Origin of the sequence: Neorhizobium tunisiense (assembly GCF_039631515.1) — a bacterium.
In the GTDB taxonomy this organism is placed as follows: domain Bacteria; phylum Pseudomonadota; class Alphaproteobacteria; order Rhizobiales; family Rhizobiaceae; genus Neorhizobium.
In genome coordinates this window covers 1,641,516-1,653,553 of sequence record NZ_JBDIUU010000001.1, presented here as the reverse complement: position 1 = coordinate 1,653,553, position 12,038 = coordinate 1,641,516, and the positions used below count along the sequence as shown (strand labels likewise).

The window sequence follows — 12,038 nt, the reverse complement described above, 5'->3', positions numbered from 1 at the left end:
CCTCCTCAAGCCGCCGCCGCGATGGCGCGGCCGTCTGTTCCGAAAGCCATCAGATGACGGGTATCGAGGAAGAGCTCGATTTCCGTATCCGGATCGATTTCGTGGATGCCGGGTGCCAGCATGACCCAGCGCACGCCATTGTAGTGCATATGCACGAAGCTTTCCGAGCCGGTGATCTCCGAAATTTGCGTCTGGGCCTTGAGCCTTGCTGCGTTCCCGGTCTGTGCCGCGAGCCCCAGGTGATGGGGATGAAAGGCGATCGTCACCGGACCGTCCGGCACCCCGGACAGATGCGGTGGCACCGCGAGACTGTCTGCTTCCTGATATCGGAACGATCCACCGGACTTGACCACATCGATGAAGTTGAGCGGCGGGTCGGCAAATGTCTTGGCCGTCACCAGGTCCGCCGGGCGGCGGTAGACCTCGATCGTCGGCCCGAATTGCGTGATCCGTCCTTCCGAGAGCGTTGCCGTGTTGCCGCCGAGCAGTAGGGCTTCGGACGGTTCGGTCGTCGCATAAACGAAGATGGCACCGGATTGCGCGAAGATCTTCGGCAGTTCCTCGCGCAGTTCCTCGCGAAGCTTGTAGTCGAGATTGGCCAGCGGCTCGTCCATCAGCACCAGGCTCGCATTCTTGACGAGTGCGCGGGCGAGCGCCGTACGCTGCTGCTGCCCCCCGGAAAGGTTGAGCGGCGTGCGATCGAGATAGGGCGTCAACCGCAGCAATTCCGCAGCCTTGCGGACTTCCCGGTCGATTGTTGCGGTGTCCTTGCCGGCGATCCGCATCGGCGAGGCGATGTTTTCGTAGACGGTCAGGGCCGGATAATTGATGAACTGCTGGTAGACCATCGCGACGTTGCGTTTTTGCACCGCGACGCCGGTGACGTCGGCACCGTCGAAGTATACCGAGCCGCTGGTGGGACGGTCGAGCCCGGCCATCAATCGCATGAGCGAAGTCTTGCCCGAGAGCGTCGGGCCCAACAATACATTCAGCGTGCCGCGATCCAGTGCAAGATTGGTCGGATGAATATGGTATTCACCCCCCACCATCTTGGCGACGTTGCGCATTTCCAGCATTCGGGTTCCCGTGCCTCCTCACACTGGGAACACATGCCGCTTATCCGGCCATTTTTGCCGGTATAGCGGCCATGTACTCCTCCAGATATTGTTTTTCCGTCTCAGTCAGCCGTAGGCCGTCTTTGGTTCTCCGCCACAGCACATCCTCCGCGCTCATGGCCCATTCACGGTCGGCAAGATATTTCACTTCAGCCTCGTAGAGGTCGCCACCGAAATGGTGACCAAGGTCCTGCATCCTAGCCGCGCTGCCGAGAATCATCGCAGCGCGGGTTCCGTACCGGCGCACCAGGCGCCGCGCATGCCTTGCTTCCAGAAACGGATAGCGGGCTTTCAGCTTTACCACTTCTTCCTCGTAACCCTGGGCGGCAAAATCGCCGCCGGGCAGATGGCTTTTCGCGGTCCAGGAATGCCCCTTTGCTCCGATCGCTTCGCCGATTTTCTCCAGCGCATGTTCCGAAAGACGGCGATAGGTGGTCAGCTTGCCGCCGAAGACGTTGAGCAGAGGCGCGCCCTCAGTGACGTCGACCTTCAGCACATAGTCACGCGTTGCTTCCTGCGCCTTTGAAGCACCGTCGTCAAAAAGCGGCCGAACGGCGGAATAGGTCCAGACGATATCAGCCGGTCGCACCGGTTCCCGAAAATACTCACTCGCCGCATTGCAGAGATACGTCGTCTCCTCGTCGGAGATTTTCACATCCTTTGGATTGCCGGAATAATCCCGGTCCGTCGTGCCGATAAGGGTGAAATCGTTCTCGTAAGGGATCGCGAAAATAATGCGATTGTCCCGGTTCTGAAAGAAATAGGCGCGGGATCCTTCGAATTTCTTCTTCACGACGATATGGCTGCCCTGGACAAGGCGCACATGGCGGGCGTCATTGTTGCCGAGCGCCTCGCGGATCACCTGATCCACCCAGGGGCCAGCGGCATTCACCAGCATGCGGGCCTGATAGGTCTCGGTCCTGCCGGTGCGGGTGCCGACGGTCTCGATTGTCCAGAGACCGCCTTCCTGGCGCGCGGCGACCACCCGGGTGCGCGGCAGGATCAAGGCGCCGCGATCGGCGGCATCCCGAGCGTTCAGCACGACCATGCGGGCGTCGTCGACCCAGCCGTCGGAATATTCGAATGCCTTGGTAAAAAGCGGCTTCAGGGGCTTTCCGGCCGGGTCGGTGCGCATGTCGAGCACCGCGGTCGGCGGCAGCAGCTTTCGGCCACCGAGATGATCGTAGAGAAACAGGCCGAGGCGGATCAGCCATGCCGGGCGAACCCCGCCCTTGTGGTAGGGCAGGACGAAACGCATCGGCCAGATGATGTGCGGTGCCATGGCCCAGAGGGTTTCGCGCTCCATCAGCGATTCCCGCACGAGCCTGAATTCGTAATGCTCAAGATAGCGCAGGCCGCCGTGGATGAGTTTCGTGGCGCCGGAGGAAGTGCCCGAGGCAAAATCGTCCATCTCCGCGAGTGCGACCGAGTAACCCCGTCCGGCTGCATCACGTGCGATGCCGCAGCCGTTGATGCCGCCGCCGATCACGAAGATATCGTGGATTTTTTGACCCATCATTTCCCTCGCTGATCCGGAACGGCAGCAAGCTCCTAGGCATTGTGAACTTAAAATGGATTAAATCGAAAATATTCCGAATGTCAAACGAAACTAAGAGGCTAATGAACTTCAGCATTCGTCTTCGAAGTTTCCACGAGCGCAACGCCGTTCTGCAGACAGATTTCCCGGATCGAAGGAGACGTGCAGTGGTCGGTGATAAAGGTCTGAACCTGGGAGATCTGGCCGATACGCACGGGGGCGGTGCGCTCGAATTTTGTCGAGTCGGCAACCAGGATCACGTGTCTGGCATTGGCGATGATCGCCTGGGCAACTTTCACTTCGCGAAAATCATAATCGAGAAGAGCCCCATCCGGGTCGATCGCCGAAACGCCGATGATCGCGTAGTCGACCTTGAACTGGCGGATGAAGTCGACCGCGGCTTCACCGACAATCCCACCGTCCGACTGACGAACGACGCCACCGGCAATGACCACCTCGATTTCGTCGAGAAGGCGCAACCTGTTGGCGACGTTGATATTATTGGTAATCACCATGAGTTCGCGGTGATTGACCAGCGCCTCGCTGACAGCTTCGGTGGTAGTGCCGATGTTGATGAGAAGCGAGGCGTTGTCCGGAATGAGGTTGGCAGCAGCGACGCCGATCGCCTGTTTTTCCGCGGCGGCGATCTGCCGGCGTGCGTCATATCGGACATTTTCGTTGCTGCGGGGAAGAGTGGCACCGCCATGGATCCGCGTGAGAATTTGCTTGTCACACAGGTCATTCAGATCTTTGCGGATCGTTTGCGAGGTTACCGAGAACTTGGCCGCCAGGTCGTCGACGAGCACTCGCCCCGCCGACTTCGCAAGTTCGACAATCTTCGCCTGGCGGTCCGTGATGAACACCTCACCCTCCGTTCGCTTTTCTTTCACTTTTAGCGAAAGCGCGCGTAAAGGCAAATGCCGTGCGTCGATTTTTCGACGCACGGTGGGGACCATGTTCGGAGTGCTCAGGCGGGGCGGATGCCGGCGACATCCTCCAGTTCGGCCATCACGGCGTCCGACAGCCGCAGTTCCGCCGCGGCGAGGTTTTCACGCAGGTGTCCCACGGACGAGGTTCCCGGGATGAGCAGAATATTCGGTGCGCGACGCAGCAGCCAGGCAAGTGCGACCTGCATCGGCGTCGCGTCGAGGCGCTGGGAAACGTCCGACAGGGTCGATGACTGCAGCGGGCTGAAGCCGCCGAGCGGGAAGAACGGCACATAGGCGATGCCATCGCGGGCGAGATCGTCGATCATGGCATCGTCTTGCCGGTGAGCGAGATTATACTGGTTCTGGACGCAGACGATCTTGGCGATGCCCTGACCCTCGGCAACCTGTGTCGGCGTGACGTTGCTGAGCCCGATATGGCGGACCAGGCCCTTGCGCTGCAGCTCGGCGAGAACCGTCAGGTGCTCTTCGATCGAGCCTTCGGCCGGACCGTGGACATCCAGCATGACACGCAGATTGACGACGTCCATGGCGTCGAGGCCAAGGTTACGCAGGTTGTCGTGCACAGCCTGTGTCAGCTGCTCGGCGGAGAATGCCGGGTTCCATGAACCGTCGGCCCCGCGCATGGCACCGATCTTGGTCACGATCATCAGATCGTCGGGGTACGGATAAAGTGCTTCGCGAATGATCTGGTTGGTCACGTGCGGGCCGTAAAAGTCGCTGGTGTCGATGTGATTGACACCAGCCTCGACCGCCTCGCGCAGTACCGCGATTGCCGCATCGCGGTCCTTCGGCGGGCCGAAGACACCCTTGCCCGCAAGCTGCATGGCCCCATAGCCGAGCCGTTTCACGTTGCGGTCGCCGAGGACGTATGTACCTGCCTGGTCGATATTCGACATGGGATCTCTCCTTTTCAAGTTGACGCGGATATAGACCTTGAGAGGCCGCACGAAAATTGGGTACAGTCGGCACAGGCTGTGCGGAATTTCGAACAATGAAGATCGACCTGAGTGATCTGAATGCTTTTGTGGCAGTGGCGCGCGCCGGCGGCTTCCGGGAGGGTGCGCGGACAACAGGCAGCAGCGCATCAGGATTGAGCGAGGCGGTGCGGCGTGTCGAGGCGCAACTCGGGGTCAGGCTTCTCAATCGCACGACACGCAGCGTGGTGCCGACGGAAGCCGGCGCCGGCCTGTTGGCCCGGTTGACCCCTGCGCTCACCGAGGTCGACGCGGCACTCGACGTGGTTAACAGGTTTCGCGACAAACCTGCGGGCGTTCTCCGTCTCAATGTACCGGTCAGCGCCGCGCGGCTGGTGCTCCCGGCGGTCGTCCCGCGCTTTCTCGCGGCCTATCCCGACATCCGGCTCGAAATCGTCGCCGATGACAGCTTCGTCGACGTGCTGGCGGCGGGATGCGATGCCGGGATCCGCTATGACGAGCGATTGGAGCAGGACATGATTGCGGTCCCGATCGGTCCGCGCCTGCAGCGTTTCGCGGCCGCGGCATCCCCCGCATACCTCGATCGCTATGGCCGTCCCGATCACCCGCGCGACCTGCTTGGCCACGCCTGTATTCGCGGGCGTTTTACAAGCGGCGCCATGATGCTCTGGGAATTCGAACGGGAAGGCGAGGTGGTGCGGATCGATCCGACGGGGCCGCTGATCGTACAGGTAGGTGCGGCAACCGATCTTGCTGTCGATGCAGCGATTGCCGGCACCGGCATCATGTTGCTGTTCGAGGACTGGTTGCGGCCCCATCTTGACAATGGCTCTCTCGAACCTGTGCTCGAGCCGTGGTGGCAGCAATTTTCCGGTCCATTTCTCTATTATCCCGGCCGGCGGCTCGTACCAGCGCCCCTGCGGGCCTTCATCGATTTCGTCAAGGCGTCCAACCAATCGTGAAAGCGTAACGCTGTCGTTGTGTTCGATCGACGGGCGTGGCCGCATGTCGGATGCATCCGCCACCTGTCGGTCTCGGCCGGAACCACGTCCCCGATGAGGCGTTCAGGGGGAGCGTGGAGCATGAAATGGCTGGCAATTGGATTCATCTTTGCATCGACATGCAGCGGATCTTCGCGGAAGACACTCCTTGGCACGTCCCCTGGATGCGCGAGGTATCGCCATCGATCGAGGAGCTCTCCGGTCGCCATCCCGAGAAGACGATCTTTACGAGGTTCGTCACGCCGTCTCGGCCCGAAGCGATGGAGGGGATGTGGCGAGTTTATTATGAAAAGTGGCGGATGATGACGCGCGAGCATCTTGATCCAGGCCTTGTCGATCTGATCCCTTCATTGAAAGCGCTTGTCCCGCCTGCCCGCTTATTCGACAAGATGACTTATTCTCCCTGGGTGAGCGGAGGGCTGCATGGAATGCTCTTGAAGGAGGGCATTGGAACCGTGGTCCTCACCGGTGGCGAGACGGACGTTTGCGTCCTCTCCACGGCGCTTGGCGCCATCGATCTTGGATACCATGTGATCGTGCTGAGGGATGCCGTCTGCAGCGGAGCCGATGACACACATGACGCGTCGCTCGAACTTCTGGGAGACCGCTTCTCGGTTCAGCTCCACCTCGCAACCACCGAAGAATTCCTGCGAGGTCTCTAGAAAGCCGGCCCGCTCGGCGGAAACATCGCCTGTCCTGTTTCCGGGCTAAAAGCCCGGTTTAACGCTGCGAAATAACGCACTCCGCACGGCCCTGCACCATTTCGCTGCTCCGGGTTTGGAGGTCCCTGCCAACATATTAACGAGTCGTTGACTACATGCTTTAGTGATTTTTAATATTCGCATATGCTAGCAGATGCGTGCAGCGCAATGCGGACATGACGTCTTCTGCAGCCTTGGGCAAAATCAATAAAAAAAGCTGGGATCTGTCATGCTCGCACGCCGACCGAAGGAGAGCCGTGAAGGCTACTCCGTTTTCATTGCCACCTCATTGCTCCTTCTCGTCGCCATGATCCTGGGTGGGATAGGTGCTCATGTGGTTGACCGCATGCGCAATTCCGCGAACGCGCTCGACGACAACAGAGCTATCATGGCAGCAGAGGCGGCGGTCTCCTCGTTCAAGGAAAAACTTGCCGCAACCGTGCGGGACAATGCCGTTTGGGATGACGCCTACAAGGCGATAACGCAAGGGGACCGCGAGGGTTGGGTTTATGAGAATTGGGGCAAGACCAGCGCGGACTACGCGCTCTATGACGGGATAGTGCTGACGGCGCCAGCAGGCGGCAAGAGCATCGCCTATCTCAAAGCTGATATGATAGACCCGACCGAATATCTCGGGACAAAATTTCCTGGGCAAACGGAAGCCGCCGCTCGGCCTGGCATCGACCCGATCGTCAATTTTTTCAGAAACGGCGACGATATCATTGCGGTGGCGTCGGAAGCGGTCCAGCCGTTTGGGGCACAGGTAGATGATCAAACCTACTATGTCCTCAGCTTCTTCAAGACTCTGACGTCTGAGGTCGTGGCCCAGATGGCCAAGGAACATCAGCTCCCGGAACTCCACATAACCGACCGCGCGGTGGGCGATCTTCTGAATTCTCCACTCATGGATGTCGATGGAATCGAAGTCGCGCGTCTGGCTTGGCCAAGTGCCGCTCCAGGAAACACGATTTTTGAGGAGGCGCGCCCCTTTATTGCCGCGGCAGTCGCTATCCTTGGGGTTTATCTGGTTGGTGTCCTGTTTGCAGGCTGGTCGGAAATGCGTCGCTTGAGGAGCTTGGCGGATCGCGCCCAACATGAAGCCACGCACGACAGCCTCAGCGGTCTCTTGAACAGGCTCGGCCTGATCGAAAGACTGGACCGGTTGATGCAGGTCGACAAGAACCAGGTGCTGGTTTTGCACCTTATCGATCTCGACGGTTTCAAGGCAGTCAACGATGCTTGGGGGCATGCGATTGGGGATCAGCTGATCAGGCTGGTGGCGGAAGCCTTGCGCGACATCCATGGCGACGTGTTCGGTGTCGCCCGGTTGGGTGGTGATGAATTCGCTCTGGTTCAACGCGGTTCCGCAAACCTCGCCGAATTTGACAATCAAGTTGTTGAACGTCTCAAAAGGCCGTTTCTCATCGAAGGCCGCACGATCGAGATTGGCGCAAGCATTGGCGTTGCCTCCCGTGACGACGCAGGGAATGCGCATGAACTTCTTCGCCGCGCGGATATGGCCCTTTATGAAGCGAAGGAAATGGGCAGGGGATGCGCGGTCACCTATCATCCGGATCTTGACCGCCAGCGCGAGAAGATTGCGGCTTTGGAAAGCGACCTTCGGCGCGCCCTCCAGAATGACGAGATCCAGCCGGTCTTCCAGCCTCTGGCTTCGGCGGCCTCGGGCGACATCACAGGCGTGGAGGCGCTGGCAAGATGGAGACGCACCGAAGGAGCGATCGGCCCGGATGCGTTCATACCTCTGGCGGAAAAATGTGGATTGATCGATATCCTGGGCCTCCAGATGCTTCGCAAGTCCATCGTGGCGTCCCGGGCATGGTCTCCGCTCTCCTTGTCGGTCAATGTTTCTCCGATCCAGCTGTGCAACCCCAACTTCGCCGGGGATGTGCTCGCTGTTCTGAAAGAGGAAGGGTTTGATCCTTCGCGACTGACACTGGAGATCACCGAAGCGGTGCTGATGTCGAACCCTGAGCAGGCACGACGCTCCATCACCGCCCTGAAATCGGCAGGCATCCGTTTTGCCCTTGATGATTTTGGTGCCGGTTATGCCAGTATCGGCACGCTTCGTGAGTTCGGCTTCGACCGGATGAAGATCGATCGCTCCCTGGTTCAAGCCATAAATGACGGCAGTACCGGCCGGAACGTCCTGACGGCCACGATCTCGTTGGCTCAGGCCCTCGGGATTCCGGTTACCGCCGAAGGCATCGAGTCCGCCGATCAAGCGGACGCGCTTCGAGTTGCCGGTTGCGATCAGCTGCAGGGCTACCTGGTGGGCAGACCCATGGGACGAGACGAGCTTGTATCCTGGCTCGCTTCATCGATCGCCGCGTGAGGGTTCTTCTTGTGACAGCGCCGGCCTAAGCCGAATGCTGTTGTCTGATCTCGTCGAACGGCAGCTCGACCGTGAAGGTCGTACCCTTTCCCAGAAGGCTCTGGACCGAGATCGAGCCGCCATGCAACTCCACGATTTCCTTGACGATATTGAGACCGATCCCCGTTCCCGCGATGCCGGTTGCGCTACGGGCGCGGAAGTAGGGCTCGAACAGCTTCGGCAGGTCGTCAGCATCCATGCCGATGCCGGAATCGCTGACGCTGACCAGAACCCGCCGACCGTCCTTCCATCCGCTGACGCGGATTTTGGAGCCGGCGGGCGAATACTTCACCGCGTTTGACAACAGATTGGAAAAGACCCGCTCTATTGCGCCCTCGTCGATCATCTGCAGAGCTGGAAGCGCCTCGAGATCATGGCTGATCGTGTGGCTCTTGCTGATCTCCGCTCGGCTTGCGATGCATTGGCGAAGAATCGCGCTGAGCGAACCGGCTTTCTTGTTGATCGCAATGGTCCCGGTCTCCAGCCGCCCGGCAGCGAGGATACTTTCCATCAGCTCGACCATGCGGGCAACTGCGCCCTTGATCTGCAGAGCCTTGCCCTCCAGGAACTGCGGAGTCGCAGCCGCCTTCGTGCGCGTAAGCCGCTGAGCCGCTCCGTCGATCACGGCCAGAGGCGTCCTGAATTCGTGCGAGATCATTCCGACGAAACGGCGCTGCAGCGCATTGATGCCCCGCTCATGCTGGAGAAGGCGATCCAGCTCGACGTTCTTTTCCTGCACTTCCGCGGTCCTCGCCAGCACGATCTTTTCGAGCTCGTCCCGATGCTGGCGCAGTCTGCGCTCGCTGGACTGGAGGGCCTTGAGGGCAAGCTGGCGGTCGTGGACATCCTCCAGCAAGCCATACCAGCGGACGACCCCACCGTTACCGTCGAGCCGGGGTGCCGCCCGGTTCCGATACCACCGATAGCGCCCTTTCGCTGACCCGATCCTGTAGATCATGTCGAACGACGCACCAGTCTTCACCGCGGATTCCCATTTAGCAATCACTTCAGGCAGGTCCGCCGGGTGCAAGGTCTTCTCCCACCCGCGTCCCAGCGCTTCGCCGACCTCCCGTCCGGACGCGTTCTGCCACCCTGGGCCGACTTCGATGACGTTCCCCTGTGCGTCGGCCAACCACGGCGTTTGGGGATGTAGTTCAACGAGGGAGCGATAGTGCTCCTCACTTGCCCGCAGGACTTGCTCGGCATGCCGAAGTTTGGTGATGTCCGAAATGACGACAACGACGACCGGTTTCTTTCCGCCGGGCCCTGGTAGGAAAGACCGCCGCTTGTGCGTGAAAAGCGTCCGGGTCGAACCATCCGGCCCGGTGACCTCCTCCTCGAATCGCCGTTCCTCGCCGGTTGCCAGCACTCCCGCATCCATCTTTTGGATTCGGTCGGCTTCGTCCGCAGGTAAGAAGTCGTGGTCTGTGTGGCCAAGCACGTCATCGAGGTTCACATCGAACATCTCGCATGCCTTGCTGTTGAGGAACAGGAAGCGCGACTCGGCATCCTTGATGATCGTCGGTCCTGGCGCGCCCTCGAACAGGTCTTCCAGGAGCTCGCGGTGAGATGTTTGCAGATCAGGTCCGATGGCGGAGCAGTGGTTCATTCGCAGGCGTCCAGGTGTACTCGCGCAAATTGATCGACGCCTAATATACATTCAGAGCGTTACCGAATGCTGAAACCGGAGGTAGTGCTTTCGGCGGCAAGTGCGCTTTGTCAGCAGGCCGGCGCGGGCCACTCTTCGTGGCCGGCTATTCCTCGACCCAGTAGGAGGTCGTATTTTCGATGACTTTTTTAATCTTGCGATTGTCTCTCCATTCTCGTCCGGTGTCGCGGATGACCGGTGTCTGCTGCGGAGAGAAAATGTAGTTCCTGTGCGGCGCCGCCAACCGTTCAAGCTCTGCGTTGACGCCGGAATAGAACTGTTTCTCCGGATCCCGGGAGGGATCCATCAGGCTTGAAGCCTGCCGGGCAAACGATCCGCGAAGAATGGAAGGGGACGTGGTAAATTTCGGAAAAGTCTTGAAAAGCGGGATTTTTATGCCGAGGAACCGCGCATACTCGTTTCTCTCGTGAAGATGGCCGTCCTTTGCGATATTCCAATTCTGATCGGCCGTGTGAAAGGAAACCTGCATGACGGCCGGGTCTGCAAACGGGGCAAAAATCTCCTCGCCGAGGTCGGTCAGCGCGATCCAGTCATCCTCGAGGTGGAACACATAGTCGGAACGCGTATTGGCCCAGAGGCGTTTGACCGCGGCGCCAAAACCCGGCTCGCTCGGTCTGAAGAAGGAGGCTGACGGCAGATAGTTGCCGACCACGCGCAGGCACTCAGCTTCATCCTCTTCCGTGCCGAAGATCGGATCGATGTTCACGAGGACATTCGAGAAGGTAAAACGAGCAAAGCTGCGCTTGGAGAAACTTTCCAATGTCTGCTCGAGCAAACCCGGCCTTCTGCCGGCAACTATACACAAATCCACACTAAAATTCGCCACGCGGCATATCCCCGGAAAATCCGGAACTCCGTATAGAGATCCTGTCGTCCAGATACCATAGTGCCCGCAAGGTCGCCACCGGCGTTGAGATATGCTGTCGCGTGACCCCGGGTAAAGACGCTTGATCGGAACTATCCGAAATCGAAGGTACGCGCGCTCCGACGAACGAGGCGCCCGACCGCCTCGACCTCCAGAGCGCGGCGCAACTCATCGCCCGTTCCCGCAATTGCAAGCGGCAACGCCTAGACATCGGCAACTGCTCCGGCAAGGGACACGCCGATTGTGTTCCACAAACCGGTTCCGGCTATCTTCTGAAGAAAGAAGCCAGGTAGGCGAGGGTGCCACTGGATCTGCGGGTGGCTATGGAACGCACCTGTTGGGCGACTGTACTTGCGCTCACATGGGCTCCGAAGTGGCAGAAGCAGACCAGTTTATGGAGTTGTCGGTCGGACAGTTCAAAAAACCGTCTGGCTTCCCCATAGGTGTCGTCTCGCATCCCCGCCGCGCGGAGAACCGGATCGCCGAAGGCGACGGCAATTGCGGTCCCGTCGCCGCGCATGGCGGCCCTTATTTCATCCGGCTGATATTCTGTTTCCCGAAATGTTGAAAGGGATCGGTCGGGGTTGAGCTCCAGAATCTCGGCCCACCGTTCGAGCCGTTCGCTGCTTGACATCCGGAAGTCGGGATAGGTGCGGTTTATCCTGGCGATAGTCCTGAGCTGATCGACTGCACGTTGCTCCATTACAGCCTCCTATTTGAACAAATAGATGCCCGTCGCCCACCTGCAATTTGATCCAGACCGCTTTTGATGTCCAATCACGATTGGGCACCGGCATGAGCTCTGGCCTTTCCTTAATCAAAATTGATGAGCCCAGGGCCGCCCGATCGGTGGAGACCTGCGCCGGCGCCCTC

The 12,038-nt window shown here is 59.6% G+C and carries 10 protein-coding genes; 3 read left to right on the top strand and 7 right to left on the bottom strand.

Annotated features, from left to right (window positions below):
- Positions 1–5: 5 nt before the first annotated feature.
- The 4 genes from ABCW43_RS08655 to ABCW43_RS08640 form a co-directional block, all read right to left on the bottom strand.
- Positions 6–1,076 (bottom strand): ABC transporter ATP-binding protein, encoded by a 1,071-nt coding sequence (locus ABCW43_RS08655; protein WP_345923061.1) that lies wholly within the window; start codon positions 1,074–1,076, stop codon positions 6–8.
- Positions 1,077–1,116: 40 nt separating this feature from the next.
- A complete protein-coding gene (gene glpD, locus ABCW43_RS08650) occupies positions 1,117–2,631 on the bottom strand; it encodes a glycerol-3-phosphate dehydrogenase (RefSeq protein WP_345923419.1) in 1,515 nt (504 codons plus the stop codon).
- A 101-nt stretch (positions 2,632–2,732) separates the two neighbouring features.
- Complete coding sequence (locus ABCW43_RS08645) at positions 2,733–3,515, bottom strand: DeoR/GlpR family DNA-binding transcription regulator (RefSeq protein WP_345923417.1); 783 nt, start codon at positions 3,513–3,515, stop codon at positions 2,733–2,735.
- Positions 3,516–3,619: 104 nt separating this feature from the next.
- On the bottom strand, positions 3,620–4,498 hold the full coding sequence (locus ABCW43_RS08640) for an aldo/keto reductase family oxidoreductase (RefSeq protein WP_345923059.1): 879 nt from the start codon (positions 4,496–4,498) through the stop codon (positions 3,620–3,622).
- A 95-nt stretch (positions 4,499–4,593) separates the two neighbouring features.
- Here ABCW43_RS08640 and ABCW43_RS08635 point away from each other — a divergent pair, with 95 nt between their 5' ends.
- The 3 genes from ABCW43_RS08635 to ABCW43_RS08625 all read left to right on the top strand — a co-directional run bounded on the left by ABCW43_RS08635 (position 4,594) and on the right by ABCW43_RS08625 (position 8,592).
- Entirely contained in the window at positions 4,594–5,499 is a 906-nt protein-coding gene (locus ABCW43_RS08635) for a LysR family transcriptional regulator (protein ID WP_345923057.1), read from the top strand.
- A gap of 125 nt (positions 5,500–5,624) precedes the next feature.
- Entirely contained in the window at positions 5,625–6,200 is a 576-nt protein-coding gene (locus ABCW43_RS08630) for a cysteine hydrolase family protein (RefSeq protein ID WP_345923415.1), read from the top strand.
- A 268-nt stretch (positions 6,201–6,468) separates the two neighbouring features.
- Positions 6,469–8,592, top strand: a complete 2,124-nt coding sequence (locus ABCW43_RS08625; RefSeq protein ID WP_345923055.1) for a bifunctional diguanylate cyclase/phosphodiesterase — start codon at positions 6,469–6,471, stop codon at positions 8,590–8,592.
- Positions 8,593–8,617: 25 nt separating this feature from the next.
- Here the strand turns inward: ABCW43_RS08625 and ABCW43_RS08620 are convergent, their stop codons facing one another.
- From ABCW43_RS08620 to ABCW43_RS08610, 3 genes are all read right to left on the bottom strand, one after another.
- Positions 8,618–10,240: a sensor histidine kinase gene (locus ABCW43_RS08620; RefSeq protein WP_345923053.1), complete on the bottom strand. Its 1,623-nt coding sequence runs from the start codon at positions 10,238–10,240 to the stop codon at positions 8,618–8,620.
- Between the two features lie 145 nt (positions 10,241–10,385).
- The gene (locus tag ABCW43_RS08615) at positions 10,386–11,126 is read right to left on the bottom strand and encodes a glycosyltransferase family 2 protein (RefSeq protein ID WP_345923051.1); all 741 of its coding nucleotides are present in this window, start codon (positions 11,124–11,126) and stop codon (positions 10,386–10,388) included.
- A 304-nt stretch (positions 11,127–11,430) separates the two neighbouring features.
- Positions 11,431–11,868 (bottom strand): hypothetical protein, encoded by a 438-nt coding sequence (locus ABCW43_RS08610; protein ID WP_345923049.1) that lies wholly within the window; start codon positions 11,866–11,868, stop codon positions 11,431–11,433.
- Positions 11,869–12,038 lie beyond the last annotated feature (170 nt).

What these genes read in the sequence shown, in the direction of transcription:
- ABCW43_RS08655 (WP_345923061.1), bottom strand. Translation starts at nt 1,076, where the DNA reads ATGCTGGAAATGCGCAACGTCGCCAAGATGGTGGGGGGTGAATACCAT.
- ABCW43_RS08635 (WP_345923057.1), top strand. Translation starts at nt 4,594, where the DNA reads ATGAAGATCGACCTGAGTGATCTGAATGCTTTTGTGGCAGTGGCGCGC.
- ABCW43_RS08610 (WP_345923049.1), bottom strand. Translation starts at nt 11,868, where the DNA reads ATGGAGCAACGTGCAGTCGATCAGCTCAGGACTATCGCCAGGATAAAC.
- ABCW43_RS08620 (WP_345923053.1), bottom strand. Translation starts at nt 10,240, where the DNA reads ATGAACCACTGCTCCGCCATCGGACCTGATCTGCAAACATCTCACCGC.
- glpD (WP_345923419.1), bottom strand. Translation starts at nt 2,631, where the DNA reads ATGGGTCAAAAAATCCACGATATCTTCGTGATCGGCGGCGGCATCAAC.
- ABCW43_RS08630 (WP_345923415.1), top strand. Translation starts at nt 5,625, where the DNA reads ATGGCTGGCAATTGGATTCATCTTTGCATCGACATGCAGCGGATCTTC.
- ABCW43_RS08625 (WP_345923055.1), top strand. Translation starts at nt 6,469, where the DNA reads ATGCTCGCACGCCGACCGAAGGAGAGCCGTGAAGGCTACTCCGTTTTC.
- ABCW43_RS08640 (WP_345923059.1), bottom strand. Translation starts at nt 4,498, where the DNA reads ATGTCGAATATCGACCAGGCAGGTACATACGTCCTCGGCGACCGCAAC.